The sequence below is a fragment of the Hymenobacter sp. UYCo722 genome (genome assembly GCF_040547115.1).
Classification (GTDB): domain Bacteria; phylum Bacteroidota; class Bacteroidia; order Cytophagales; family Hymenobacteraceae; genus Hymenobacter.
In genome coordinates, this window is record NZ_JBEPPC010000001.1 from 920,006 (window position 1) to 946,030 (window position 26,025).

Consider the following 26,025-nt stretch of genomic DNA (forward strand, 5'->3'; position numbering starts at 1 on the left):
TCTTTGGGAGCACCATTTTTAATTCATAAAACTTTTAATTTTTAACTAATCGAAGCAGCTCATCCACAATCGTTACGGTGGCGTCGGGGCGGGCCAGCTCGCGGACGCGGGTGCTGAGCTGCTGCTGACGGCCGGGGTCGGCGAGCAGGCGCAGCGCTTCGTCGTAGAGGCGGACAGGGGCGTGCTCGTCGGTGATGAGCACGGCGGCTCCTTTGCTGACCAGGGCCAGCGCGTTTTTCGTCTGGTGGTCTTCGGCTACGTTGGGCGAGGGAACCAAAATGCTGGGCTTGCCGGTGAGGCAAAGCTCGGAAACCGACAAAGCCCCGGCGCGGCTGATGACGATATCGGCGGCGGCGTAGGCCAAGTCCATGCGCTGAATGAATTCGAGGGCGTGAAGGCCGGCGGCCTGGTCGGCCAGTTGCCGGGCTTCGGGGAAATAGAGCTTACCGGTTTGCCAGAGCAGCTGCACGCCAGCTTCGAGCAGGCGCGGTAGTGCGGCAGCCGTGGCCTGGTTGAGGGTGCGCGCGCCAAGGCTGCCGCCGACGACCAAAATGGTTTTGCGGTTGGGGTCGAGGCCGAAAAAGTGCAGGGATTTGGCGCGGTCGGCGCGGGAAATTTCGGTGCGGACGGGGTTGCCGGTAAATACGAGCTTATCGGCGGGAAAGAACTTTTCCATGCCATCGTAAGCCACGCAGATACGGTTCACGCGCTTAGCCAACAGCTTGTTTACAAGGCCAGCGTAGGAGTTTTGCTCCTGAATGAGCGAGGGAATAGCCCGCGAAGTGGCCGCCAACAGCACCGGGGCCGAGGCGTACCCCCCTACCCCAACCACGGCATCGGGCCGGAATTCTTCAATCAGCTTCCCAGCCTTGCGCACCGAGCGAAACACGCGCAATGGAAACAAGAGGTTGTCGGGTGTGAGGCGGCGTTGCAGACCGGTGATGTCGAGGCCTACGATATTGTAGCCGGCCTCGGGCACGCGGGTCATTTCCATGCGGCCGTTGGCCCCAACAAAGAGAATTTCGGCATTGGGCAGGCGGCGGCGCAGCTCGTTGGCAATGGCCACAGCCGGGAAAATATGCCCGCCCGTGCCGCCGCCGGAAATGATAAAACGAAGTGGGGTTGGGGTCATGGATAACAGAACGTCAGGAAGGCGGACGGCCAGTGAGTTTTTGATAGCGAGCCGTTAGAACGGTTATGCAGCACGAAGCAAAACATGACGTTCCTTTTACTCACTGCCAACGCTTTACTAGTAGCTGACCGATACTTTGGGAATGCGGGCCGTGTCCTCCGGCTCGCCGGTCATGGGGCGGATTTCGCGCTCACCCCGGCTTACGGCTAAGATGATGCCGATGCTGATGCCGGTAAAAATCAACGACGTACCGCCCATGCTTAACAGTGGCAGCGGCAGGCCGGTAATGGGCCCCAGGCCCACGGCCACGCCCATGTTCACCAGCGCTTGCAGCACGAGGCTGAAGCTGAGGCCCGCCGAAAGCAGGCCGCCGAATGCGCCGTAGCTGTTCATCACCGTTTTCAGCCCTCGATAGAGAAAGGCCAGATAGAGGAACAGAATGACGAAACCGCCCAGCAGGCCGTATTCTTCGATAATGACGGCGTAAATGAAGTCGGAATACGGGTGCGGCAGAATGTTGCGCTCGGTGCTTTTGCCGGGGCCCTTGCCGGCAATGCCGCCGGTGGCAATGGCGATGTAGCTGTGTTCGAGCTGGAAAGGCGTTTTCTTGGTTTTGTCGGTGAAGTTGGTGACGCGCGACATCACCGTGCCCAGGCGCTGGCCCGCCGCCAAGCCGGCCCCGCCCAGCACCACAAAAATCCCCACCATCACGGCCATGTGCTTGAGCGGCACCCGGCCAATAAACATCAGCAACATGCAGGTAGCGAACAGCAGCAGCGCCGTGGAGGCGTTACTCAGAATGATGAGGCTGCAAATGGTGCCCACCCACAGCATCACCGGCAGCATGGTGGTTTTGAAGTCGTCGAGGTGTTGCTGGCGACGGCTGAGCATGCTGGCCAGGTGCGAAATCAGGGCCAGCTTGGCCAGGTCGGAAGGCTGAAAGGTCTGGTTAATCACCGGAATAGTCATCCAGCGCGAGGCTCCGTTGGTTTCGCCGCCCATAAAGAACGTGAACAGCAGCAGCGGCACACTCAGCAGCAGCGCGTAGAGCGACAGCCGCGAGTAGTGCCGGTAGTCGACGCGGTGAGCCAGCCACATGCAAACCAAGCCTATCAGTATCAGGCCGGTGTGTTTGAAGAGAAAGGCTTCGGTGTTACCGTTCATCTTCTTGTAGGCCAACGTGCCGGTGGCCGAATACACCACGGCAATGCTGATGAAGGAAAACAGCAGTACGATGGCCCACAGAATGGGGTCGCCCTTGAGGTTGCGTTGCAGCCAGTCTTTCATAATCGCTGATTTTAAAACTACTTTCTCGGATTACAATGATGCTGACAAGCCGCCCCCCAGCAGGGTGCTCACCGCCGCCGCGAACTGCTGGCCGCGGTCTTCGTAGTTTTTGAACAGGTCGAAGCTGGCGCAGCAGGGTGAGAGCAGCACCACGTCGCCGGGGGCAGCGAGGGCGGCGGCGCGGGCCACGGCGTCGGCCATGCTTTGCGTTTCTTCCACCTGCGGGATGATGGGGTCGAAGGTGGCGCGAAGCTTGGCGTTATCGACGCCGAGGCAAATAAGGGCCTTCACGCGGTGGCCAGCGAGGTTGAGCAAGCTGCTGTAGTCGTTGCCCTTGTCGGTGCCACCGGCAATCCAGACGATGGGCTGCTGAATGCCGTCGAGGGCGTACCAGGCGGCTTCCACGTTGGTGGCTTTGCTGTCGTTGATGTAGCTTACGCCGTTGATTTCGCCCACTGGCTGCAGGCGGTGGTCGGCGTTGTGGAAGGTGCCCAGAGCGGCTTCAATCTGCGCGGGTTCGAGTCCGGCCACGCGGGCGGCGAGGACGGCGGCCAGCGTATTTTGGCGGTTATGCTGGCCGATGAGGGGTGAGTTGGCGGTGCTTATTTCCTCGGTTTTGCTGTAGTAGCCGGGCAGCATGTCCACGCACAGCAGGTCGGTAGTTTCGTAGTAGGCCGCCAGGTGAATATCGGGGCGATGGTGCAGGCTGAAGGGCATCTGGTGCACCGGCCGAAGCGCCGATTTGAAATAGCGCTGGATATTCTCATCATCCGCGTTGTAGATAAATGTGCCTTCGCTGTCCTGATTGCGCACGATGCGCAGCTTGGCCATGGCGTAGTGCTCCAACGAGTAGTCGTAGCGGTCGAGGTGGTCGGGCGTGATGTTGAGCAGAATGGCAATCCAGGGCTGAAAGTCATGGGTGTCGTCGAGCTGGAAGCTACTGAGCTCCACCACATAGTAGTCGTACTTGTCCTCAATCACCTGCTCGGCCAGCGAGTAGCCCACGTTGCCGGCCAGGCCCACATTCAGGCCCGCCGACTTCAGCAAATGGTAAATGAGCAGCGTGGTGGTGGTTTTGCCGTTGGTGCCGGTGATGCAGATGCACCGGGCCCGGGTGTGGCGGCCGGCCAGCTCAATCTCGGAGATAATTGGAATTTTCTTATCGCGCAGCGCCTGAATTACCGGCGCTTTCTCCGGGATGCCGGGGCTTTTTACGACTTCATCGGCAGTCAGAATTCTATCCAGCGAGTGCTGGCTTTCTTCGAATTCGATACCGGCCTCGGTGAGCTGCTGCTTGTACTCGGGCTGGATGGGGCCACGGTCCGACACGAAGACGGTGTAGCCTTTGGCCTGGGCCAACAGGGCCGCGCCCACGCCGCTTTCGGCCGCTCCTAGAATTACAATGTTTTTCTTGTTTGTCATGCTCATGTTGCGTCCGCGCTGCGAAGCATCTTATCACGCTGAATTTTAGACCAAGCAGCGCGACCGTGATAAGGTCATTCGTCGCCGCTTGATGCGCGGAATGCGCAGGATGATAGGAGTTGATTAGCGCAGCTTCAGCGTAACCAAGGTAATAACAGCCAGCATAATCCCGACAATCCAAAAGCGCGACACGATTTTAGACTCGTGGTAGCCCAGCTTCTGGTAGTGATGGTGCAGCGGAGACATGCGCAGCAGCCGGCGGCCCTCGCCATACTTGCGCTTAGTGTACTTGAACCAGCTCACCTGCACCACAACCGACAGGTTTTCAATGATAAACACGCCGCACAGAATTGGAATCAGCAGCTCCTTGCGCACCACCAGGGCCAGCACCGTAATGATGCCGCCCAGCGTGAGCGAACCCGTGTCGCCCATAAAAACCTGCGCCGGATAGGAGTTGTACCACAGAAATCCGATGCAGGCCCCCACGAAGGCCGTGCAGAAAATAACCAGCTCACCCGAGTCGGGAATAAACATTACGTCCAGGTAGTCAGCCAGTAGCGCGTTGCCGCTCACAAAGGCAAAAATGGCCAGTGTAATACCAATAATGGCTGAAGTACCAGCCGCCAGCCCGTCGAGTCCGTCGGTGAGATTGGCCCCGTTGCTGATGGCCGTAATCAGGAAGATGACGATGGGAATGTAGAGGAAGCCATAGAGGCCATTGAAAAACGTACCAGCCGTGGCAAACAGGTCGCCGTAGTTTAGCTCATTGTTCTTCATAAACGGCACCGTAGTAATCATCAAATGCACGTCTTTGAATATCTTACTGGCATCGACGGCCGAATAAGTGCCGTTCGGCAACAGGTATTCGCGCACCGTAATTTCGTTGCTGTAGAACAGCACCCAGCCTACCGTAATCCCCAGGCCTACTTGGCCCAGCACTTTGAAGCGGCCACTCAGCCCCTCCTTGTTCTTGCGAAACACCTTGATGTAATCGTCCAGAAAGCCAATCAGACCCAGCCACACCGTACTCATAATCATGAGGATGATGTAAATATTGCGGAGCCGGCACAGCAGAATTACCGGTACCAGAATGGCCAGGATGATGATGAGGCCGCCCATGGTCGGGGTGCCTTTCTTCTCGTTCTGGCCCTGCAAGCCCAGGTCGCGCACGCTCTCCCCAATCTGCTTACGTTGTAATACTTTGATGAGACGATGCCCGAAAATTTGGGCGATGAGCAGGGAAATAACTATTGCCAGCCCGGCGCGAAACGTGGTGTACTGGAACACGCCGGTGCCCGCCAGATGGAAATGTTCGTGCAGGTAACGGAAGAGGTAATAAAGCATTCGGGAAGCGGGTCGTTATGGTTCGGCAGGCCTATTCTCGGCTGTCATCCTGAGCGCAGCGAAGGACCTTATCACCGCTGAACGATTTACTTAAGCGTGATAAGGTCCTTCGTCTCTGCTTAAGTCGCAGAATGCTCAGGATGACAGATGGATTATAGATGGCATGACGAATCTACTTGTTCAGTTCAGCAAAAATTTCAGTGAGAATCAGCTTGTCATCAAAAGGCATTTTCACCCCGCGAATCTCCTGATAATTTTCGTGGCCCTTGCCAGCGACCAGCACAATGTCGTGCGGGCCGGCCAGGCGCACGGCGGCTTCGATGGCGGCGCGGCGGTCGGGCACGGTCTGGACTTTGGCCGAATCGGGGGCCGTTACGCCGGCTTCCATCTGGGCCAGAATCTCGGCGGGGTCCTCAAAACGGGGATTGTCGGAGGTGAGGATGACCTGGTTGGAAAGCCGCGCCGCCAGGTTGGCCATGATGGGGCGCTTGGCCGCGTCGCGGTTGCCGCCGCAGCCCACTACCGTGATGATGTGCTGGCTGGGCTGGCGGATTTCGTGCAGGGTTTGCAGCACGTTTTCCAGCGCGTCGGGCGTGTGGGCATAGTCGATAATGCCCGTGATGCTTTGCGGCCCCGACAGCACCGGCTCGAAGCGGCCGGGCGCGGTGGTCAGGCCCGAGAGGATGGTGAGCACTTCGGTGGGGTCCTCCCCCAGCAGCACGGCCGCGCCGTACACGGCCAGCAGGTTGTAGGCGTTGAACACCCCGATGAGCCGAAAAAGAATTTCGCGGCCGTCGATTTCGAGGTGCAGGCCGTGCACCTCGTTCGCTACCAATTTGGCGCGGAAGTCGGCGGCCCCGCGCAGCGAGTAGGTAGCGCGGCGGGCCACGGTGTTTTGCAGCATCACCGGGCCGCGCTTGTCGTCGGCGTTGGTGAGGGCGAAGGCGGTTTTGGGCAGCGCGTCGAAAAAGCCCTTTTTGGCTTTCAGGTAGTTATCAAACGTGCCGTGGTAGTCGAGGTGGTCGTGGGTAAGGTTGGTGAACACGCCGCCCGCGAAGCGCAACCCCGTAACGCGGTGCTGGGCCACGGCGTGGCTGCTCACCTCCATGCAGGCATGGGTACAACCAGCCCCGACCATGCGGGCCAGCAGCGCATTCAGCCGGATGGCGTCGGGCGTGGTGTGGGTGCTCGGGATTACTTCCTCGTCAATCTGGTTTTGCACCGTGCTCAGCAGGCCAGCGTGGTAGCCCAACTCACGGAATAGCTTGTGCAGCAGCGTGGCGCAGGTGGTTTTGCCGTTGGTGCCGGTCACGCCCACCAGCGTGAGCTGCCGCGAGGGGTGGCCATGAAAAGCAGCCGCCATGTGGCCCAGCGCCTCGGCCGAATCGGCTACCAACACGTAGGCCGTGGCAGAGTGCAGCTCGGCTGGCAACTCTTCGCAGATAACGGCGGCCAGCCCTTTCGCCACTGCGCCTTCAATAAACTTGTGGCCGTCGGTGGCCGTGCCGCGCAAGGCGCAGAACGCCACGCCCGGCCCGGCTTCGCGCGAATCGAGCGTGAGGCCGGTGATGGGCACGTCGGTGGGGCCGTGCTGGGCAAGCACGTTCACGTCGGTAAGCAGGGAAAAGAGCGGCAGGGAAATCATGAGTGAGTTATGAGTTAAGAACTAAGAGTTATGAGGTAGGGCATTTTGCTTTTAACTCTTAACTTCTAACTTTTAACTAATTCAGGCGCGGCGCACGGCGGGCTTGGTCGGTGTGGGCTTCTTGGGGTTCTTGCCCGTTGCGGGCTGGCGAGTAGCTTCTTTGGATTTATCAGCAGCTTTTGCTCCTCGGGTTGCCGCTGGTTTAGTGGCTGGCGAAGCAGTGGCGGGTCTGGCCGTGGGCTTGCTGGCTTTGGCATTGGGCTTCACACCAGCCGAGCGCTCGGCCACGGCAGGCTGCACGTGAGCTTTTTCGCCGTCGGAGAAAGATTTGCGGGCTTTGGCGGGCTCCATATCCACAGGCACCAGCAGCTTATTTTCGGCCAGGTCGGTGTGCTCGGGCTCGGGCAGGGCCACGGGGGCCGCGATGCGGGGGCCGGATTCTTCCAATTGCAGCGTAATCAGGTCGCCGCGCTTGATGGGCGAGCCCGGGGCCAGCGACTGCTCGCGCACCCGGCCCGAGCCCACGGCCCGCACATGCAGGCCCCGGTTTTCGAGCAGGAACAGCGCATCGCGCAGGCTCAGGCCCCGGGCCTGCGGCACGTAGTTGGGGCGCACGGGGTTCACCACCAGCGTCACGGTGCGGGCGTGGAAAGCAGTATCGGAAGCGCTGCGCACCCACTCCTCGCCGCCGGTGGCTTGGGTGTTGCCCACCAGGCCCAGCCGCTGGCACACGAGGGCCAACTCGTCCTGCATGCCGGCGCGCACCAGCGGCACGTGGCTCTTGTTCAGGCGGGCCTTGGCCAGCAGCGGGCGCTGGCTGAGCAGGTCGCGGGCCATGCACTTGTCGGCTACTTCGCGGAAGACCGGCGCGGCCACATCGGCCCCGTAGATGCGGCCGTTGCGGGGCGAATCCACCACCACGATGCAACTGTACTTGGGCTTATCGGCCGGGAAGTAGCCCACGAAGCTGGTCGAGTACGTCTTGGTGTACTGCCCATTCTTGAATTTCCAGGCCGTGCCGGTTTTGCCGGCGATGCTGTAGTCCTTGGGCCGAATGCTACGGGCCGTGCCGGCGGTCACTACTCCTTCCATCATCGATTTTACCTTAATCAGCGTAGCGTCGGAGCATATTTTGGGGTTCAGCACCTTGGTTTCGTTGTGCATCAGCACCTGGTCGGCCTGCTTGATTTCGCGCACAATCATGGGCTGCACCTTCACGCCGCCGTTGGCCACCGCGTTGTAGAGCGCCAGCGTTTGCAAGGGGGCCAGCTTCAGCTCGTAGCCGATACTCATGGTGGTAAGCGAGGTGCGGCTCCAGCTGCGGTCCTGGGGGTCCTTCACATAGGGCAGCGCCTCACCGGTCATTTGGAAGCCCAGCGGCTTATCAAGGCCGAATTTCTTGAGGTAATCGGTGTATTCAGTCGGGTTGTGCGAGAAATATTTGTCCACCAGCTTGGCCACGCCGATGTTGCTTGATTTCTCAAATACCTGCTGCACCGTGATGCGGCCGTAGCCGTGCGAGTCCGATTTCACGGCCCCGCCCACGTACATGCGGCCGTTGCCGGTGTCCACCATGTCATCGAGCGTCAGCTCCGGATGCGCCTCAAACAGCGCCATCATCGAGGCCAGCTTGAAGGTGGAACCCGGCTCCGTGCGGCCCTGGTCGGCAAAGGCGTAGTTGTAGTCTTCCTTATAGGTATCGTCCGACGCCTTGCCGAGGTTGGCCACGGCCTTGATTTCGCCGGTCGCCACTTCCATCAGAATCACGCAGCCGTACTGGGCATTGTTATCGACCAGCGACTTGTAGAGCGCATTTTCGGCCACGTCCTGCAAGTTGATGTCGAGCGTGGTTTTCACGTCGTAGCCCGGCAAGGGCTTAATTTCGGTGCCGTCGTACACCGGCTTCACGCCGCCCGGTACGCGCTCAAACAATGCCTCGCCCGATTTTCCGGCCAGGCTCTGCTCAAAGGTGTATTCCAGGCCCGCGCCGTGCTTGTCCTCGTTCACGAAGCCGATGGTGCGCTGCGCCAGCCCGCCAAAGGGCCGGAAACGCTTGTCCACCTTCTCAAAAATGGCCCCGCCCCGGTTGCGCCGCTCGCGGAATACCGGCCAGGTAGCCATCAGCTTCTTCTCCTGAAAATTAATTTGCCGCGAGTTGAGGCGGATATAGCGCTGCTTGGCCGAGTGTGCGTTCACCAGCCGGCGGCGGTACTCCTGCACGCTACGGTCACCGAAGAAATGCGACAGATGCCAGGCCAGCGAGTCAATCCCGGCCCGAAACACGCCGTCCTCCACCACGCCCGGGTCCCAGGCCACCCGGTAAAACGGCAGCGAGGTAGCCATAATGCTTTCGTTATCCGAGTAAATATTACCCCGCGTGGCCGGCACCGACTGGTAGGTAATGCGCCGTTCCTGCTCCAGGGCGCGCCACTTGGCCCCCTCCTGAAATTGAATCTTGGTTGCCTTCCAGAAAATGGCGCTCGAAAACACCGCCACCCCCAGAAAGGCCAGCCGCACCCGCGTAACTATCGACTTCTTAACGCTGCCTTTCATCGGTTACGGGCTTTAACGGCCTGTTTATCTGCCGATTGTTTCTTGTGCGAGCTTGTGCCCTTTTGTGCCTTATTCTTACTGTCGGGCTTGCGATTAGCAGCTTGGCGCGAAGCCTGCGGGGCGGCTATGCTATGCGGCGCAGCTACCCGGGGCGGCACGGAGTCCCCGTTCAGCGCCTGGGGCGGGGCAATGATTTCAGGGCCACTGTCCTCGTCGCTGCCATCGACCGGACGGCGGCGGCCGGCCAGCTGGTCGGCGCGCAGCGCGGCGGTGGAGTCGCGGTCGGCGCGGGCAGCCAACGTATCGGCCGTGAGCACGGGCATCAGCTCCAGCTCAGCGGCGTCGAGGTGGCCAGCCGGCACCGCGATGCGGAAGGGCGGCGACGAGCTCTCGACCAATCCGATGGCGGCCACTTTGCGGGCTACCTCGCTCTGCTTGCTGGCCTCCATGTAGTCCGATTTCAGGGTGGTGTAGTCGGCCCGCAGGTCTTCAGTCTCCTGCTTGAGGCGCTGAATATTGCGGTTCATGCGGTTGCCGTAGTGCGTGTTGCCGATGTAGAGCAGCACCAGCAGCATCCCGAACAGCAGATGCGGCAGGAAGCGCACCGGCAAGCCCTCGCGGAACAGGCCATCCACGCTGGTGGCGCGGTCGAGCAGCGAAAACAAGCTCCACGAGCTGCGCGGGGTCGTTTCGGCCGCCGGCTCGCGGCGGCGCTTCTCACGCTTCGGGGTAGCGGGCACTGGGGTGGGCTCCGGGTTGGGGGCCACGTATTCGGCCACAGGGGCCGCGGGGGCTTCCTCCGGCTCGGGCGCGGCTACCGGACGCGGCACATTGGCGCGGCGCGGGGCATCGGTGGGACGGAGCGTGTTAGCGGCCATCGGCAGGGTCTAGTTTCTAATTGCAACCCGCAATTTAGCACTTCGGGCGCGGCTATTCAGCGCGACTTCGGCCGGGTCGGCTTCTTCGGGCTTGCGGTTCACGGCCTCGAAGGGCTTGCTTTCGTTACCGAAGAAGTCTTTTTCAACGGTTCCAAAAAATTTACCCTTCGCGATGAAGTTTTTCACCAGCCGGTCTTCCAGCGAATGGTAGCTCATCACCACCAGCCGGCCGCCAGGGCGCAGCACGTCGGCCGTTTGCAGCAGCATTTCCTGCAAAGCCTGCATTTCTTGGTTCACCTCAATGCGCAGGGCCTGGAAAACCTGGGCCAGGTACTTGTTTTCCTTGCCGCGCGGCGTGCAGGGCGCAATGGCCTGTTTGAGCTCAGCAATGGTTTCGAGGCGCCGGCCGCGCCGGGCCGCACCCACCGTGGCCGCCAGCGTGCGGGCATTGGTCACCTCGCCGTACATGCCGAAAATGCGGTGCAGGTCGGCCTCCTTGTAATCATTGAGTATATCGGCGGCCGTCAGCGGGCCATCCGGGTCCATCCGCATATCCAGCGGGCCGTCGAAGCGGGTCGAGAAGCCACGCTCGGGCGTGTCGAACTGGTGCGAGCTCACCCCCAGGTCGGCCAGTAGGCTATCTACGGGCAATGCCCCAAGCTGCTGCAATTCAGCATGCAAATCCCGGAAGTTGGCTTTCACGAACGTGAACTGCGGGCGGGCCAGCTTGTTGGCTTCAGCCTCCGCGTCGGCATCCTGGTCGAAGCTAAAGAGGTGGCCGGTGGTGAGCCTTTCGAGGATGCGGGCCGAGTGGCCGCCCCCCCCAAAGGTCACGTCGACGTAGCGCCCATCGGGCTGTAGGTCCATAGCGGCCAGGCACTGGGCCAGCATGACGGGGCGGTGGTAGGCCTGGTCGTTATCGTATTCGGTCATGCTCATGCGGCCAGGCCGGCGAGCGGCGGGGTTTCGGACGATAAAAACTTCTGGGCCAGCTTACTGAAGCTTTGCTGGTCCTTGATAAGGAACTCATCGTAGCGGGCCGGGTCCCAGATTTCGCAGCGGTTGCCCAGGCCCACAATAATGGCTTCTTTCTCAATGCCGGCGTAGCGCAACATGCTGCGCGGCAGCATAAAACGGCTGATGCTGTCAAGCTCAACCTCCGTCATGCCCCGAAAAAAGTTGCGCTGAAATTGCCGGTACTCCTCATTGAATTCGTCCAGCGCCATCACTTTCTCGTGGATGACCCCCCAAGCAGCCCGCGGATACAGCACCAGGCAGGGCTCGAAGCCGCGCACCAGCACCAACTGATTACCAGATTGCTCGGGCAGGTTTCCCTTCACTTTAGCCGGCAATACCAGCCGCCCCTTCGGGTCGAGCTTGCATTCGTATTCGCCGGAGAGCAGGTTCATGGGCATAAACCGCTGGGTGATGAAGCAGCGACATTGGCAAATGTACGGGAACCCTACCGAAAACCAACCACGATTTACCATTTCCTACCACAAATGCAAAACACCCGTTGGAGCGTTTAAATGCAGTTTTTGAATGTTTCATGTGGCTTTGCTTGATTGTCAGTTGCGAGGTATTCGGAGAATTTGCCAGAATGTCAGGGCGAATATGAGCAACGCCCCCGTGAGGCTTGCGAGTGAATAACATTCGCGGACACTACTCCTGTGGGGGCCGGATTTCGCACTCCTGACCAGCTGCGCAGGACTCCTTCATAGTTCTTCCGCCTCGTTGCTTTCTGTCCCTCGCCTCATCAGCGTTGTGCGGCCATGCTGGTACCTATACCCCACGGAACAGTACCCATCCCACCGCCATATGAACCGACCTTGCACTGTGGCAAAGGCCAGGAACGACTGCTGCGATTTCTGCAAGCACGAGCTTAAGCTGAGTCGCAAGACACACAAGCTGACCGCCAAAACACTAGTAGCGGTTTCCTCAGTGTCAGTTAACGTGCTACCGATGGGCTAGCAGATACTGGCCCGCGCCGGTTTGTGACGGGTGCCTCGCCCCTACCCCTGCGGGCTAATTGCTGCAGACTTTCGCCTGCACTCCGAAAATCCAGGTCTTGCGAAAGCTTTTCCCAACTGCCTCAATGCTGGAGCAAGCTGTCGTGGCTACTTGCACCTATAGCTCAGCATAAGAATTTCACTCTTTGACAGTCATTAATTTATTATTTCACAACTACTTGCACCATGCAACCGCAGATTCAATTTTTTCGGCTGCAATCAGGCTGTAACGCCGACGAGTTTATTACCTAAGCCTACGCCTACAGTCGCCTGCCCGACTGCTAAGAAAAGTCAAATGCAGTGAACCAGAACAAGGATTAGCAACTATTTCAGCTGATTTTGTGAACGCCAATTAGTCGGTGCTTTGACGTAATCCAAAAAGGCTTGCCACATGACAAGCCTTTTTCAGTGCACGGGGCAGAAATGGAATGTCCACAACATCCGTGAAATCCGCAGTCAGTCTTTAGCTCGCCACAGCCGCCACCAGGGCAAGTAGGGCTGGTCGTGGTGCTCGTAGTGATAGCCGAAGAAATAGCAGCTCACAAACGCCCACAGGTGGTGGCGGAACTGGCTGCGCGACTTGTGTTGGTTATCAGCGGCATGCTCGCCTCGGTGCGGCAGGTAGGTGCCGAAGAAAAATAGCTGCAAGGTGGCCAGCACGGCCGGAATCATCCAAAAGGCAATCACGTTAGCCTGCGGAAAAAATAGCTTTAGCACATTGTAGGTCGCGGCCATCAGCAACACCTGCCACCAGGTCACGTAGTTCCAGGCGAAGTGTAAAAACCAAGGCAGAAAGCCCGGATGGCGACCATCGTGGTAGTCAGGGTCATCCTGGGTGCCCACGTGGCGGTGGTGGGCATGGTGCTTGGACAGCTGCCCGGGAAACCAGTTGTAGGCAAACAGGCCAGCGGCCAGTGTTCCCAGCGAATTGTTCAGGCGCTTATTGGGGCTCACAATGCCGTGCATGGCATCGTGCGCGGTGATGAACAGGCCAGTATAAAGATGGGTCTGGAGCAACGCCAGCAGATAAGGCGCGGGCGAATACCAGTTGGGCTGGTAGCGAGCCAACAAAAAGCCCAGCAACAACGCCCACAGCATCACAATCAGCCCGGCGATGGCCGCGCCGGCAATGCCGACGGGCGCGGGCGCAACGCGCTTGGTGGGGATGGCTACGGTTGAATTCACGCCGAAATTTAAAGTGACGATAGCCGGTCGCGCACCTGCTCCATCAGCCACATCGGCGTGCTGGTGGCCCCACAGATGCCTACCGTCTGCCCCGGCTGGAACCAGACCGCGTCGATTTCGGCCACGTTGGAAATGAAGTGCGTTTGAGGGTTGGTTTCAAGGCAGACCTGATAGAGCACCTTGCCATTGGAGCTCTTGGTCCCCGACACGAAAACAATCTGGTCGTACTGCGCGGCGAAGCGCCGCAGGTCCTTATCGCGGTTACTCACCTGCCGGCAGATGGTGTCGTTGGCGTTCACCTGATAGCCCCTGGTCTCCAGCTGGTTCTTAATGTTATAGAAGCTGTTGGTGCTCTTCGTGGTCTGGCTGTAGAGCGTAATATTGTCGGGCAGTTCGTGGCTCAACAGCTCATCGAGGCTTTCGAATACCACCGCATTGCCGCTCGTCTGGCCCAACAGGCCCAGTACCTCGGCGTGGCCGTGCTTGCCATAAATGAAAATCTGCTCCTTTTTGTCGTAGCTGGTTTTGATGCGGTTTTGCAGCTTCAGCACTACCGGGCAGCTCGCGTCAACCAGGGTCAGGTTGTTTTCCAGTGCCATTTGGTAGGTGGCCGGCGGCTCGCCGTGGGCCCGAATAAGCACTGCTTCATCGCGCAGCTGGGCCATTTCCTCGTGGCAGATGATGCGGAGGCCACGCGCCTCCAGCCGCTGCACTTCCTCATCGTTGTGCACGATATCGCCCAGGCAATAAAGGTAGCCTTGCTCGTCGAGCAGGTCTTCGGCCATTTGAATGGCGTATATCACGCCAAAGCAAAAGCCAGAGTTAGGGTCGATTCGGACGCTGAGTGACAGGTTCGGCATAGGACCTCGGTAACCGGTAACCCGGCCGCAAGGTTGCGTGAACCGGGCCGGTTGGCCGAAAATACGTCAGGCTGGCTTATTTTCATTCGGGCCAAGCTAAAAGGTAGCCGAGCCTCAGCTCGTGGCGAGCACAGCGAGTTCAGCCACCTACCGTTCTCATGCCAGGCCCATTATGCTCGTCGTGCGCTGCTGCTTAGGCTATTCTTTTACTTTATTCAGCTTCTGGGCATCACCCTCGCTCACATGGCCCCGCTCCACCAGAAAATCGCGCACCGTGCGGAAGGCTTCCGCATCAAGGCCCGAGTTGGGGTGGCTGAGCGCGGCACTCAGCAGCATTTCCTTGTCTTCATCGATGTGCTTGCTCAGGCCCAGGAAGGCCGGCAGGTTGCTCTCGACTGAGAAGCGCAGGAAGCGGATTTCCGGGTTCTGCGGGTCGATGCTGACGGCCTGCTCAAAGGTCTTGGACGCGTCCTGAACGTAAGTGAGCTTGTTGAACATCGACGCATCGCGGGCCCGAATAGCTTCGGAAGCACCTTTGTAGGCCAGCACCAACGCGTCGCGGTCTTTATAATCGGCCAATAGCTGATAAAATTTTTCGCCGGCGGCTTTGTCGGCAGCGGCCAGCTCGTAGTGCCGACGCAGGTTGGCGGGGTGGTAAGGAGACGACATGGAATAGATGGGAAAGTTGGAGGAAAAAGCACAAGCGTCCACAGCAGCCCGCCCAGCAATCGGATGCAAACCGGCCGCCGAAGACAACGACCCGACTCCTAAAACCACCGCAAAAAACAAAATCTGGGAAACTCGCATACCAGCAAAACTACGGGAAAAGGCCACAAAGTAGTTTTTGAAAGGCAAAATCCGGGCCTAAAACCAGTGTTAGATGCGCGACAGCTGATAGCGGAAATACGAGCCAAGCAGCAACAGCAGCTTGGTATTGTCGGGCACCCGTACCCGCTCGCCCAGAATACGAGCTGCCGGCAACTTCCTGATTTTATAGAACAGCTTCAGATAGTAGACGTAAGCCAGGTACACGCCCAGCTTCGCGCAGGGCGGCAGCTGCTGAATGCCGATGTAAGCCGCTTCAAAATCGGCTTTGATGTCGTTCTCAATCTCCGCCTTGGTCGTGTCGTTGAAGCGCGAATAAATCACGCCCGGAAAATACACCCGGCCCCGGTCCTCATAGTCGGAGCGGATGTCGCGCAGGAAATTCACTTTCTGAAAAGCCGAGCCCAGCCGGCGAGCCGGCTCACGAAGGCGCTCAAACATGGCGGCATCGCCATCGCAAAAAATGCGCAGGCACATTAGCCCTACCACTTCGGCCGAGCCGTAAATGTATTCCTGATACAGCCCAGGGTGGTAATTCTGGTCCTCCAAATCGAGGGCCATGCTGTGCAGAAAGGCCTCAATAAACTCCCGGTCAATCCCGTACCGACGCACTACGTGCTGAAAGGCGTGCAGGACGGGGTTAAAGCTCAGCCCGGTATCCAATGCCTCATATGTTTGGCGACGAAAGTCGGCGAGCAACGCGGCCTTGTCGTGGTCATGGAACGTATCCACGATTTCATCGGCCCAGCGCACGAAGCCATACACGGCATACACCGGCAAGTGCAGCTGCTCATCGAGTGTGCGAATGCCCAGCGTGAACGAGGTGCTGTAACGCCCCGTGATGAGCTTGCTACACGCCAGGCTGGTGTCGGTGAAGAGTTTAACGTGGTCCATTCAATGAATCTCCAGGAACGTCATGCTGAGCGCAGCCGAAGCATCTCTACCGCAATGCTAACTAATTACTTGCGTGGTAAAGATGCTTCGGCTGCGCTCAGCATGACGTTCTGTTTATTTCTGTTCTTTTAGCACTTCGCCTGCCACTACTTGGCCCGAAATGAGCGAGGGCGGCACGCCCGGGCCGGGCACGGTGAGCTGGCCGGTGAAATACAAATTTGCTACTTTTTTGCTCTTCAGCGTAGGCTTTAGAATAGCCGTTTGTTTCAGGGTGTTGGCCAAGCCGTAGGCGTTGCCCTTAAAACTGTGATAGTCGGCGATGAAATCGCGGTGGGCATAGCTACGCTTATACACCACGTGCTCGCGGATGGGGTGGCCGCAATGCTTTTCGAGGCGGTCCATCAGCAGGTCGTAGTAACGCTCGCGGGTAGCTTCGTCGTCGGTAAGGCCAGGGGCTACCGGAACAAGCAGGAACAGGTTTTCCTGGCCCTCGGGAGCTACGGTGGGGTCGGTTATGCTGGGTACCGAGGCGTAGTAGAGTGGTTTGGAAGGCCACTGCGGCTGCTCATAAATTTCGCGGGCGTGCTGGTTCAGGTCCTCATCAAAGAACAGGTTGTGGTGGCGCAGCTTTTCCAGCTTGCGGTTCACGCCGAGGTAGAACAGCAGGCTCGACGGGGCCATGGTGCGCGAATCCCAGTATTTTTCGTCGTAATGGCGGTACTCCGCTTTCAGCACCTGCTGCTCGATGTGGTGGTAGTCGGCCCCAGCCACCACGGCATCGGCGGCAAAGAAGCCGCTGGCGGTGCGCACGCCGGTACTGCGGCCATTTTCCACCGCAATTTCCGTCACCTCCTGGTTGTATTGAATAGTCACGCCCAACTCTTCGGCCAGTCGCACCATGCCCTCCACAATCTTGTGCATGCCGCCCTTGGGGTACCAGGTGCCCAGCGCCAGGTCGGCGTAGTTCATCAGCGAATAAAGGGCGGGCGTGTTCTCAGAGGTTGCGCCGAGGAAAAGAATGGGAAACTCCACCAGTTCCAGCAAGCGCGGGTCTTTAAAAAAGCGGCGCACGTGCTTATGCATGCTTTGCAGCACGTCCATGCGCACCATATCCACCAAAAGTTTCGGGTCGGCAAACTCGAAGATGGAGCGGCTGGGCGCATATACCAGCCGGTTGATGCCGACCTCATACTTATAAGCCGCCTGCTTGAGAAACTCGTCGAGGCGAGCGGCACTGCCGGGCTCATAGCGCTCGAACAAGGCCCGCAGCTCGCTCATTTTGGCCGGAATATCCACCGCTTCCGGCCCTTTAAAAATTACCTGGTATGACGGGTCGAGCCGCAGCAGCTCATAGTAGTCCGCCACTTGCTTGCCGAAGCGCGCAAAATACTTTTCAAACACGTCGGGCATCCAGTACCAGCTCGGGCCCATATCGAAGGTGAATCCCTGCGCGTGGAAAACCCGCGCCCGCCCGCCGGGGCCTTCATTTTTTTCGAGTATAGTAACGCGCCAGCCGGCCTGAGCCAGCGTGGTGGCCGCCGCCAGCCCGGCAAAGCCGGCACCGATTACAACGGCCCGTTTCGTTTCAGTAGTGTTGGATGACAAGTGCAGATAGTAACGATATCGGTTGAAAAAGTAGGCGAATTACGCCCCAAAAAAAACCGCCGGCCCAGCGCCGCGAGTGCAGCAGCAGAGCCGGCGGCTGCCGCGCGAGGGCGGCTTATGCTAATCTTCCAAGATTTCGGCCGCGTCGGTCGCGGCCGAGGCCCCCACGGGGGCGTATACTTGCAAGGCCGCTTTCAGGTCTTTGCGCGCAATGTGTATACGGTTTTTTACGGTACCAATGGGGATTTGCAGCTTCTCGGCAATCTCCATGTACTTGTAGCCGATGTAGTACATCATAAACGGGGTGCGGTAGTCGGTACCGAGGCTGGAAATAGCTTCGTTGATATCGCGCACCACGAAATCGGAGGTGGCTCCGTTGTGGGTGATGTAGTTCTGGTCGGTGTTGAAATACTGGAAATACTCCGTGCTGTCAATATTGGAGCTGCGCTTGGTAATCTTGTTGTAGTTGTTGATGAAGGTGTTGCGCATAATGGTATACAACCACGCCTTCAGGTTGGTACCAGCTTTAAACTTGTCTTTGTTTAACAGGGCCTTAAGTAAGGTTTCCTGCACTAAATCTTTAGCATCATCAGCGTCTCGCGTCAAATTCATGGCGGCGGGCCGGAGGGTGAGCGAAATTTTCTGTACTTGCGAGGTGAATTCTAGCGAAGTCATGCTGTTTAGCTTTTCGTGGCCGATTGTTAAACAAATATACGAGATAGCGACAGATTGGGACGGCTCTGACCGAAAATAATTTACTCGGCACGCCTACTTCTTACTCTCAGACGCGGCAAGGTGCACTGGGCAAGCATTTTGACTCTATGCTGAGCTCAGGCTAATATTATTATTTCGTGAAGCCCTGCGGCTACTTGCGCGGCTGGCCCGGCGGTGTACTACCGCCTAGGCTGCCACAGGCTCGGCGACCTGCGTGGCAATCAGAGCCAGAAAATCAGTCATCATCGCCGGCGAAACGCAGTTGGGCGGCAACTCCAGCCCCTCTTGCCGGGCCAGCGGGCCATACATAACCAATTGGGCTTCGGGAAACAAGCCGCGCAATTCGCGGGCGTACTCGGCCACCCGGCCACGCTCGGGCTGCGTGGTGAGCACTGTGGCCACGGCATCGGGCCGGTACGCGGCATCCACGTTGAGCAAGCCGACTGTGGGCAGGTTCTGGCCCAGGTAGAGCGTGTGCTGGCCCCGGGCGCGCAGCAGGTAGTTCATAAAGAGCAACGCCAGCTCGTGCAGCTCATCGGCGGGCAAAAACAGCACCCAGCGGCGGGCTGTGGTAGGCACGCTGGGCAGCGCATCGGTGGCAGCCAGCAGCTTTTGGCGCAGCAAATGAGCCAGCATGTGCTCCTGCGACAGGTCGACGGTACCAGCCAACCACATCAAGCCAATGCGCTGCAACAATGGATAGGCCACGCGCAGCATCATGTTCTCGAAGCCCAGACGGACCGTGGCATCGTTTAATAATTGGTTGAGGTGAGGCTCATCAAAGCCCAGCATAGCGGCCAGCAGGGCATTTACCTGACGATGGTAATCGTGGGCATCATCGGAGCAGGCTAGTACGGCCGCCTTTATTTCGGTGTCCGAGAGGCGAGCCACCTGCGAAATACGCTGGCCCCGGCCGCAAAGCGTGGTCACGTTGAGCAGCCGGCGCAGGTCGTCGTCGCTATACATCCGGATGTTAGTTGCGGTGCGCACCGGGCGCAGCAAGCTATAACGCTGCTCCCACATCCGGATTGTGTGCGCCTTAATGCCCGAAAGCTGCTCTAAGTCGCTGATGGAGAAGTGGCCCATTGGTAACTAAAATTATAAAGTATAAATCAAGAAGCTCTTGATAAACACGCTGATACATTAAAAAAATATTGATTCAGTAGATGCACAACCAATGTTTTACTGGTTGATTTTTATTTTATCGTTTATAATTTTTAATTGCTTCCTCCGCGCCAACTGTATGTATTTCGGCGACACCCATAGCAGGCCAAACTCAGCTGAGCCGTCGCGGCCCGTTGTTTTGTGGTGGGTTTTGTGGGCCATGTTAAGGGCCCTCAGGTACGTATTCTGCGACTTTTTCCAAAAGCGCAGCCGGCCGTGGATGAGCACGTCGTGCACAAAAAAGTACACCGTACCGTAGCAGGCAATGCCCACGCCCACCCAGAACCACCAGCGCCCGCCATTGGCACCGGTGATGAACAGAACGGCCGAAATCGCCCCGTAAATCAGGAAAAACAGGTCGTTGCGCTCCACCGGGTGCGGGTGGCGCACATGGTGCGAGCGGTGCAAAAACCACAGCGGCCCGTGCTGCACAAACTTGTGCATGAACCAGGCCCAGAATTCCATGAATCCGAAGGTGGCGAAGGTGATGCCGAAGGCGGCCAATGCAGTCATGCGGGAGTAACCGACGCGGAGAAAAAGTTGTTTGCTGAAAACGTAAAAACGCCGCTTCGACCCATTCCGGCGCAAAGCGGCATTCAAGATACTACTTTCCGATGGGCGATGGGCGAGGGCGCAGCCCCGAGCAGCCTACCACACCAGCTTTTCCTTGTTGAGGAAGGCGGCAATGCCGCGGCGGCAGTCTTCAGAACCACGGGCTTCGGCGTTGCGCTGGGCAGCATAGCGCAGGCCCTCTTCGAGGCCCATTTCGGGCAAGCGAGCCAGCATTTCCTTGGTTACTTCCATGCTCTGGCCCGAGTTTTCGCGGCACAAACGGTGGGCGTAGGTACGCACGTTTTCGGCCAGCTCCTCCTTCGGGGCCAAAAAAGTTACGAGGCCCATGTCGAGGGCCGTTTGGGCCGATACCACGTCGCCACTGAGCAGCAGCTGCTTGGTACGAGCCTCGCCAATTTTGCGCACCAAAAACACGCTCACGATGGCCGGAATGAAGCCAATTTTCACTTCGGTGTAACCAAACTTGGCTTCGGGCACGGCAAACGTAAGGTCGCAGATGGCGGCCAAGCCGCAGCCACCGGCCAGAGCATGGCCCTGCACCTGCCCGATAACGACTTTTTTGAGGGTGTAAATCTGGTGGAACAGCTGCATGAGGTGGGTGCTGTCTTCCAGGTTATCGGTGTAGCCGAAGCCCTGCAAATCCTGAATGTAAGCCAAGTCGGCTCCGGCGCAGAACACGTCGCCGGCCGCGCGCAGCACGATGACCTTCACTGATTCGTCGTTTTCAGCGAATTCGAAGGCTTTTTTGAGCTCGGTTACTACGTCGGCGTTCAGAGCATTGCGCTTGTCGGGACGGTTGAGGGTAATGTAGCCGATGCGGTCCTGGGCATCATATTGAATGTAGCGGAGAGCTTCGAGTTCGGGCGTAAGCAGGTTTTCCATGAGGGGCGGGGAACGGCGCGGACGGATGGTTGTAAGCAAGGATGCCCCCGGGGAAGGAATGGTGGCATGCTCCGCAGCAATTAACGCAAAAAATGACCGGATGGACTACCCGATTCGGCCAAAGACCCGGCCGGAACGCCGAAACGAGTTGATAGCCGGGCCATTGGTGCTTTCTGCTAAAACTCGGAGCAACGCTCCCGGCAGTTGCCTGCTGCAGGTTTAGCGGGCGGCCTGTGACGGCGGCGAACACACGAAAGCGCCTTGCGCCGTCACGTCCCAGGTACGAAAGCCTTGGGCGCGCAAAAGGGAGTCCTGCCGGGCCACGTACCAGATTTTGCAGGACGAGTCGAAGACGACCCGCGCCTGCGGCCCGAACACGGCGGCCACGGTTTCGGGCTTCACGCGGGCATTGCGGCGCAGCACCAGCACATCGACCGGCGTGGGCCGCGTGGCGGAGGAAATACGGTTCGACACGAAGCCGATGCGCAGGCCCCGCCACCGGGCTAGCACCACGGGGCCGGGCCGAAAGTAGCGACTTTCGTTGGCGCTGTCGGGGTCGGGCAGGCGCTGCACGGGCACGGTACTGCCTCGCCACCCTACCCGGTAGGCCGTGCGCCGGGCCGCCCGCCGGATGATGCCCGGCAGCAAACGGTAGGTGCGCTCCGTTTCGGTGAGGGGCAGCGAATCGGGCGTGACGAACTCGGCCGCCGCGCCCTGCCAAAATCCTACCGCCGAGCGGCGCGGAATACTGTACACGATGAACTCCTCGGTGGGGGCTACGGCGCGGGCTTCGGCCATGCGGCTGCCAGCGTAGCCCAGCAGCAGCAGGGCCAGCCCGCGCAACCAACCCAGGCGGCGGGTATTCAGCCAGGCCAGGCCGGCCCCAATCATGCCGAAGAGCAGGACCGTTTGCAGGGCCGAAACGTGAATATCGCGCACAACCCAGCCGGCACACCAGCGGCTTACTAAAAAGATGAACTCGTTGAAGGCCCACACCATCCATTCGAATAGCTGCGCCACGGCGCGCGGTAGCAGGTCCAGCCACCACGCGGCACCAGCGGGCAGCAGCAGGCCAATGGCGGCGGCAATTCCTTTCAGCGCCAGCAAAGCCAGGCCCACATACACGGCTCCGCTCGAAATGGGCACCGCCACGAGGTTGGAAATCAGAAAGCTGAATGGGAACTGGTGAAAATAGTAGAGGCCCAGCCCAAAGGTGGCTACCTGCGCCGCCAGCGACAGTGCCACGGCCTGCCACACTTTATCGATAAACCAGCCGCTGCCGTGCCAGGCCCACTGCACGGCTTTGGGCTGCCAGGGCCGGCGGCGGGCGTAGAAATAGGCTTCGATATCGAACGCCCGGGCGATGCGCGGCTGCACGTACACGATGCTGAGCACCGCCAGAAACGAGAGCTGAAACCCCACGTCGGCCACCAGAAACGGGTTCCAAATCAGCAAGCCAAACGCGGCCACGCCCAGCGTATTAAAGATGGAATCCTGCCGCCCCAGGGCCCGGCCGATGATGATGACCGTGAACATGACCGTGGCCCGCAGCACCGACGCCGACAGCCCCGTGACGAAAGCATAGGTCCAGATAACGCCCAGTCCCACCAGCGCCGACCACAGCAGAAAGCCCTTCAGCCGGCCAATCAGCTTGCGCAGCACCCACGACATGGCCGCGAACAACAACCCCACCTGCAAGCCGCTCACGGCCATGATGTGCGTGGTGCCGGTGGCGGTGTAGGCCTGCTTGGTGGCCAAATCCACGTCATCCTTGATACCCAGCACCAACGCCGACGCAATGGCATACTCGCGCCGGGCGTGGATGTAGTGCCGGAAAACCCCGTCGAGCTGCGTGGCCGCCCGCAGGCTGAGGGCCACCAAGATATTGGGTGGGGCGAGCCGCAGCACGCGGTATTGGTCGGGGTGAACGTACTGCTGGTGATAGACTTGCCGGTACTCCAGGTAGCGGGCGTAGTCGAACTCGCCGGGGTTGAGCGGCGGCTTGCTAAGGTCGGGATGCCCGGCAATGAGCCACACCTGTCCGTATTGCGGCTGGGCAATGCCGGCCACGCGCGGCAGCGACACGCGCACGCCGCCGGTGGCCCGTCGCCAGCGGCCGGCTATCCGCACGGCGCGCACCCGCAGCGTGGTGGCGTACGTGGCGGCCCGCACCACGGGCGCTTCGTCTACCACCGCCTGGTAGGCTTCTATTTTATCGCCGAAGCGGGAAAGGTGGTCGGCGCGGCGGCTTTCGGTGGCGCGCTGGGTGAGCGTGGCACCAAGGGCCACGATGGTGAGCAGCGAGAGCAGCCCGGCCGCATCGGTCGCGGCGGGGCGCGGCCGGCGCACGGCCCAGAATGTGAGCCCGGCGCTACCCAGGGCCAGCGCCACGGTGGCCGGCCACAGCTCGGGCCAGTTCGCGCCGAGATAGAGGTAGCCGACGATACCGAGAATCAGCGCCGGCGTGTAGCGCACGAAGGGAAAGGTGGCCCAGGCAATCATCAAACGGTAGAAGGCAGAAAGGTATTTGATTGGCAATGTACCGGTTTGGAGCGAATTGGCCAATTTCGGCGCTTGGCCCTTCTTCGCCTTCGTAACTTGGAGGCTCGAACTCTTGCCCGCTTTATGCTCTCTTTTCTGCGCCGCCTCAAGCTCAGCTACGCTGCCTACAACGTTTTCCAACGCCGCCGGCTGGCTCATAACCTGCCCATTTACCAAAAACTGGGGCTGAACAAGCGCTACTTCTCCCCCATCAGCAGCCGCGACTTTGCTGGCCTGCCTGCCACGGCCGGCTTGCCCGCCGTGCCCGTACTGGCCGAGCGACTGGCCGCCCGCCCGGCCTTTCGGGCGCTACCAGCCGCCAGCCAAGCCAGCCTGCGGGCATTTGAGGATAACGGCTTTGCTATTCTGCCGGGCTTTCTCAGCGGTGAAGTCGTTGAAGGCATCAATCAGGAGCTGCACCAGTTGATTGCCCATCGGCAAATCAGCGTGCGCTACGTGAATAAGTTCATGTTTGCGTTTCGAAAGTCGGCCCGCATCCGAGCGGCGGGCGAGGATGCGCTGCGCGAGCTGATAGGTGCCTTGCTGGGCCACGAGGCCACGCTATTCCAAAGCATCAACTTCCTCACCGGCAGCCAGCAGCGCACGCACTCCGACAGTATTCACATGAGCACCTTCCCGCTGGGCGGCATGGCAGCGGCCTGGGTGGCGCTGGAGGATATCACGCCCGACAACGGTCCGCTGCACTACTACCCCGGCAGCCACAAGCTCCCTTATTACCTCAATGCCGACTACCAAAACGAAGGCACCGAATGGCTTATTGGCGACAAGGATTATGCGGCCTATGAGCGGTTTATTGCAGGCCGGGTGGCTGAATTGGGGTTAACCAAGCAGGTTTTCCTGGCCCGCAAGGGCGATGTTTTCATCTGGCACGCCAACCTGATGCACGGCGGCGAGCCCCACCACAACCCGGCCCAGACGCGCAAAAGCATGGTGTTTCACTACTTCAGCCGGGCCCACGTCTGCTACCACGAAATCACGCAACGGCCGGCGCTGCTGTAGAACCGGCCGCGGGCCCGATTATGCGCTCGGCCACGCGCCGAAAAAACGGCGTCTGATGGGTGGTCGCATACTGCGCCACTCGTTGGTGCAGCCGCGCGGTGGCGGGCACGTCGGCGGCCAGCACGGCTAGGTGCAGGTCAACCAAGTCGATGTGCACCTGGTAGTAGTCGAGCAGCCAGTGGTGGGTTTCCAGCTGCGCCAAATGGTACGTTGGGGGAGGCACGACAGCGGGGGGAGCCGGCCGGCCGGTGCGCAGCCGGGCCACGGCCAGAAACGCCCGCAGCAGCTCGTTGTATACGTTCAATTCCAGCGCGGCTAGCTCGGGGAAGGCGGCATTGGTATCATCTATCCAGCCCGCCAGCTCCTCGAACTGCCCGGTGAGAAACAGCGCCTCGGCCACAAAAAAGTGGTAGCCGGCCGGAAACAGGTTGTAGAATGCTGGCAGCGGCGGGCTGGGCGCGGCCGTAGCGCGGGGCACGGTACCGGCTTCCCGCCGCAGGCGCGGCATCAGCCCGGGGGGCAAGGCGGCCTCGGGCGCATCGTGCCAGGCGGCCACGATTTCGGCAAACGCGCGCCGGCCGCGCGGGAAAGCGTGGGCGGCCGGCGGCACGGGCAGCGCCAGCAGCTGCGGCAGGCGCATACGCCAGGCGGCTGCATCTTCGGCCAGAAACTCGCCCAGGAATAAGGTGCCGTGCCCGAACAGCTGGGCTTCGGGCGTGAGCTTGTGGCAGAGGTATTCGCGCAGTACCTGACCGTAGGCGCCGTTGAGGTGGGCCAGGTCGACAAACGACTCCACGAAAAACTCCTGCCCGGCCGGGTGGGCCGCCAGGCGCAGAGCCAGTGGGGCCGCCGCGCCGCCGGGCTGGGCAGGCCGCGTCACGCGCCCTAAAAAATAGCCCAGCAGCAGGCGCTCGGGCGGGGCCAGGTGCGCCATGGCCAGCAGTTCGGGAATGTCGGTGGGAAAGTCGGGGGCAGCGGCATCGGCTTGCGCGAGGCCCGCCACGGCCTGTCCGAAGGTCGCAAAATTAGCGTGGCCGGCGTAGCGGGCCAGCGTGTCGAGGGTGTGCAGGTGGTAGCCGCCTTCTTTCTCAACCAGCCCAAAAAACCGACGCAGGGTGCTGGGGCTCAGGCGACGGCCGCCGGTGCCGGCCTTTTTAGCCAATTCGGTTTCGAGGGCATCGCAGTGGCTGGGGTAGCGCAGCGGCTGGCCGAAGCGGGTCGCAACGGCCTCGCGCAAGGCCGTGTGGAGGATGGAAGTGAGCGTGGGCACGGGGTAGATGGCAAAGGAAATACGCATCAAAGAAAAAGAACTTTTTGGCCTTGGCACGAGCAGGGCCGCCCGGCTCACCTTTGCGCCCGGGACGCAGGGCCCCAAATATCCCCGCTTTCTTTCGTCCGGCAACGCCCCGCCCCTTACTTATTAACACGCGCTACTCTACCGCATGGTTTGCCCCGATTGCGCCCGGCCCACCACCGAATTCTTCGGCTACTG

General features: G+C 59.9%; 21 protein-coding genes. 1 reads left to right on the forward strand and 20 read right to left on the reverse strand.

Annotated features, from left to right (window positions below):
• Positions 1-34: 34 nt before the first annotated feature.
• From murG to ABIB44_RS04125, 19 genes are all read right to left on the reverse strand, one after another.
• On the reverse strand, positions 35-1,132 hold the full coding sequence (murG, locus tag ABIB44_RS04035; protein ID WP_354583336.1) for an undecaprenyldiphospho-muramoylpentapeptide beta-N-acetylglucosaminyltransferase: 1,098 nt from the start codon (positions 1,130-1,132) through the stop codon (positions 35-37).
• 117 nt (positions 1,133-1,249) lie between these two features.
• The gene (locus tag ABIB44_RS04040) at positions 1,250-2,419 is read right to left on the reverse strand and encodes an FtsW/RodA/SpoVE family cell cycle protein (RefSeq protein ID WP_354583337.1); all 1,170 of its coding nucleotides are present in this window, start codon (positions 2,417-2,419) and stop codon (positions 1,250-1,252) included.
• 30 nt (positions 2,420-2,449) lie between these two features.
• Entirely contained in the window at positions 2,450-3,841 is a 1,392-nt protein-coding gene (gene murD, locus ABIB44_RS04045) for a UDP-N-acetylmuramoyl-L-alanine--D-glutamate ligase (RefSeq protein ID WP_354583338.1), read from the reverse strand.
• 123 nt (positions 3,842-3,964) lie between these two features.
• Positions 3,965-5,185 (reverse strand): phospho-N-acetylmuramoyl-pentapeptide-transferase, encoded by a 1,221-nt coding sequence (gene mraY, locus ABIB44_RS04050; RefSeq protein WP_354583339.1) that lies wholly within the window; start codon positions 5,183-5,185, stop codon positions 3,965-3,967.
• A 172-nt stretch (positions 5,186-5,357) separates the two neighbouring features.
• Complete coding sequence (locus ABIB44_RS04055) at positions 5,358-6,830, reverse strand: UDP-N-acetylmuramoyl-L-alanyl-D-glutamate--2,6-diaminopimelate ligase (RefSeq protein WP_354583340.1); 1,473 nt, start codon at positions 6,828-6,830, stop codon at positions 5,358-5,360.
• Between the two features lie 81 nt (positions 6,831-6,911).
• Positions 6,912-9,383 (reverse strand): PASTA domain-containing penicillin-binding protein, encoded by a 2,472-nt coding sequence (locus tag ABIB44_RS04060; protein ID WP_354583341.1) that lies wholly within the window; start codon positions 9,381-9,383, stop codon positions 6,912-6,914.
• Positions 9,380-10,261: an FtsL-like putative cell division protein gene (locus ABIB44_RS04065; protein ID WP_354583342.1), complete on the reverse strand. Its 882-nt coding sequence runs from the start codon at positions 10,259-10,261 to the stop codon at positions 9,380-9,382. The genes ABIB44_RS04060 and ABIB44_RS04065 overlap by 4 nt, the downstream gene beginning before the upstream one ends.
• Before the next feature lie 9 nt (positions 10,262-10,270).
• Positions 10,271-11,194, reverse strand: coding sequence for a 16S rRNA (cytosine(1402)-N(4))-methyltransferase RsmH (rsmH, locus tag ABIB44_RS04070; RefSeq protein ID WP_354583688.1), 924 nt, complete (start codon positions 11,192-11,194; stop codon positions 10,271-10,273).
• 2 nt (positions 11,195-11,196) lie between these two features.
• Positions 11,197-11,670, reverse strand: coding sequence for a division/cell wall cluster transcriptional repressor MraZ (gene mraZ / locus ABIB44_RS04075; RefSeq protein WP_354583343.1), 474 nt, complete (start codon positions 11,668-11,670; stop codon positions 11,197-11,199).
• A gap of 1,056 nt (positions 11,671-12,726) precedes the next feature.
• Positions 12,727-13,368 (reverse strand): fatty acid desaturase, encoded by a 642-nt coding sequence (locus ABIB44_RS04080; RefSeq protein ID WP_354583689.1) that lies wholly within the window; start codon positions 13,366-13,368, stop codon positions 12,727-12,729.
• Between the two features lie 95 nt (positions 13,369-13,463).
• Entirely contained in the window at positions 13,464-14,315 is an 852-nt protein-coding gene (locus ABIB44_RS04085) for a 4-hydroxy-3-methylbut-2-enyl diphosphate reductase (RefSeq protein ID WP_354583344.1), read from the reverse strand.
• A gap of 198 nt (positions 14,316-14,513) precedes the next feature.
• Positions 14,514-14,984 (reverse strand): hypothetical protein, encoded by a 471-nt coding sequence (locus ABIB44_RS04090; protein WP_354583345.1) that lies wholly within the window; start codon positions 14,982-14,984, stop codon positions 14,514-14,516.
• Between the two features lie 207 nt (positions 14,985-15,191).
• A complete protein-coding gene (locus ABIB44_RS04095; protein WP_354583346.1) occupies positions 15,192-16,034 on the reverse strand; it encodes a phytoene/squalene synthase family protein in 843 nt (280 codons plus the stop codon).
• A gap of 114 nt (positions 16,035-16,148) precedes the next feature.
• Complete coding sequence (gene crtID, locus ABIB44_RS04100) at positions 16,149-17,639, reverse strand: bifunctional phytoene desaturase/3,4-desaturase (protein ID WP_354583347.1); 1,491 nt, start codon at positions 17,637-17,639, stop codon at positions 16,149-16,151.
• Between the two features lie 120 nt (positions 17,640-17,759).
• Positions 17,760-18,314: a sigma-70 family RNA polymerase sigma factor gene (locus ABIB44_RS04105; RefSeq protein WP_354583348.1), complete on the reverse strand. Its 555-nt coding sequence runs from the start codon at positions 18,312-18,314 to the stop codon at positions 17,760-17,762.
• A gap of 225 nt (positions 18,315-18,539) precedes the next feature.
• Complete coding sequence (locus ABIB44_RS04110) at positions 18,540-19,439, reverse strand: MerR family transcriptional regulator (RefSeq protein ID WP_354583349.1); 900 nt, start codon at positions 19,437-19,439, stop codon at positions 18,540-18,542.
• A 96-nt stretch (positions 19,440-19,535) separates the two neighbouring features.
• On the reverse strand, positions 19,536-20,030 hold the full coding sequence (locus tag ABIB44_RS04115) for a sterol desaturase family protein (RefSeq protein WP_354583350.1): 495 nt from the start codon (positions 20,028-20,030) through the stop codon (positions 19,536-19,538).
• A 135-nt stretch (positions 20,031-20,165) separates the two neighbouring features.
• Positions 20,166-20,972: an enoyl-CoA hydratase/isomerase family protein gene (locus ABIB44_RS04120; RefSeq protein ID WP_354583351.1), complete on the reverse strand. Its 807-nt coding sequence runs from the start codon at positions 20,970-20,972 to the stop codon at positions 20,166-20,168.
• Positions 20,973-21,191: 219 nt separating this feature from the next.
• On the reverse strand, positions 21,192-23,474 hold the full coding sequence (locus ABIB44_RS04125; RefSeq protein ID WP_354583352.1) for a ComEC/Rec2 family competence protein: 2,283 nt from the start codon (positions 23,472-23,474) through the stop codon (positions 21,192-21,194).
• Positions 23,475-23,597: 123 nt separating this feature from the next.
• Between ABIB44_RS04125 and ABIB44_RS04130 the strand changes: the two genes are divergently transcribed.
• Entirely contained in the window at positions 23,598-24,533 is a 936-nt protein-coding gene (locus tag ABIB44_RS04130; RefSeq protein ID WP_354583353.1) for a phytanoyl-CoA dioxygenase family protein, read from the forward strand.
• On the opposite strand, the gene ABIB44_RS04135 is transcribed toward ABIB44_RS04130, so the two are convergent.
• Positions 24,508-25,830, reverse strand: coding sequence for a hypothetical protein (locus ABIB44_RS04135; RefSeq protein WP_354583354.1), 1,323 nt, complete (start codon positions 25,828-25,830; stop codon positions 24,508-24,510). The two genes, ABIB44_RS04130 and ABIB44_RS04135, sit on opposite strands and share 26 nt — an antisense overlap.
• Positions 25,831-26,025 lie beyond the last annotated feature (195 nt).

What these genes read in the sequence shown, in the direction of transcription:
- murG (WP_354583336.1), bottom strand. Translation starts at nt 1,132, where the DNA reads ATGACCCCAACCCCACTTCGTTTTATCATTTCCGGCGGCGGCACGGGC.
- ABIB44_RS04040 (WP_354583337.1), bottom strand. Translation starts at nt 2,419, where the DNA reads ATGAAAGACTGGCTGCAACGCAACCTCAAGGGCGACCCCATTCTGTGG.
- murD (WP_354583338.1), bottom strand. Translation starts at nt 3,841, where the DNA reads ATGACAAACAAGAAAAACATTGTAATTCTAGGAGCGGCCGAAAGCGGC.
- mraY (WP_354583339.1), bottom strand. Translation starts at nt 5,185, where the DNA reads ATGCTTTATTACCTCTTCCGTTACCTGCACGAACATTTCCATCTGGCG.
- ABIB44_RS04055 (WP_354583340.1), bottom strand. Translation starts at nt 6,830, where the DNA reads ATGATTTCCCTGCCGCTCTTTTCCCTGCTTACCGACGTGAACGTGCTT.
- ABIB44_RS04060 (WP_354583341.1), bottom strand. Translation starts at nt 9,383, where the DNA reads ATGAAAGGCAGCGTTAAGAAGTCGATAGTTACGCGGGTGCGGCTGGCC.
- ABIB44_RS04065 (WP_354583342.1), bottom strand. Translation starts at nt 10,261, where the DNA reads ATGGCCGCTAACACGCTCCGTCCCACCGATGCCCCGCGCCGCGCCAAT.
- rsmH (WP_354583688.1), bottom strand. Translation starts at nt 11,194, where the DNA reads ATGACCGAATACGATAACGACCAGGCCTACCACCGCCCCGTCATGCTG.
- mraZ (WP_354583343.1), bottom strand. Translation starts at nt 11,670, where the DNA reads ATGAACCTGCTCTCCGGCGAATACGAATGCAAGCTCGACCCGAAGGGG.
- ABIB44_RS04080 (WP_354583689.1), bottom strand. Translation starts at nt 13,368, where the DNA reads ATGCTGTGGGCGTTGTTGCTGGGCTTTTTGTTGGCTCGCTACCAGCCC.
- ABIB44_RS04085 (WP_354583344.1), bottom strand. Translation starts at nt 14,315, where the DNA reads ATGCCGAACCTGTCACTCAGCGTCCGAATCGACCCTAACTCTGGCTTT.
- ABIB44_RS04090 (WP_354583345.1), bottom strand. Translation starts at nt 14,984, where the DNA reads ATGTCGTCTCCTTACCACCCCGCCAACCTGCGTCGGCACTACGAGCTG.
- ABIB44_RS04095 (WP_354583346.1), bottom strand. Translation starts at nt 16,034, where the DNA reads ATGGACCACGTTAAACTCTTCACCGACACCAGCCTGGCGTGTAGCAAG.
- ABIB44_RS04105 (WP_354583348.1), bottom strand. Translation starts at nt 18,314, where the DNA reads ATGACTTCGCTAGAATTCACCTCGCAAGTACAGAAAATTTCGCTCACC.
- ABIB44_RS04110 (WP_354583349.1), bottom strand. Translation starts at nt 19,439, where the DNA reads ATGGGCCACTTCTCCATCAGCGACTTAGAGCAGCTTTCGGGCATTAAG.
- ABIB44_RS04115 (WP_354583350.1), bottom strand. Translation starts at nt 20,030, where the DNA reads ATGACTGCATTGGCCGCCTTCGGCATCACCTTCGCCACCTTCGGATTC.
- ABIB44_RS04120 (WP_354583351.1), bottom strand. Translation starts at nt 20,972, where the DNA reads ATGGAAAACCTGCTTACGCCCGAACTCGAAGCTCTCCGCTACATTCAA.
- ABIB44_RS04125 (WP_354583352.1), bottom strand. Translation starts at nt 23,474, where the DNA reads ATGATTGCCTGGGCCACCTTTCCCTTCGTGCGCTACACGCCGGCGCTG.
- ABIB44_RS04130 (WP_354583353.1), top strand. Translation starts at nt 23,598, where the DNA reads ATGCTCTCTTTTCTGCGCCGCCTCAAGCTCAGCTACGCTGCCTACAAC.
- ABIB44_RS04135 (WP_354583354.1), bottom strand. Translation starts at nt 25,830, where the DNA reads ATGCGTATTTCCTTTGCCATCTACCCCGTGCCCACGCTCACTTCCATC.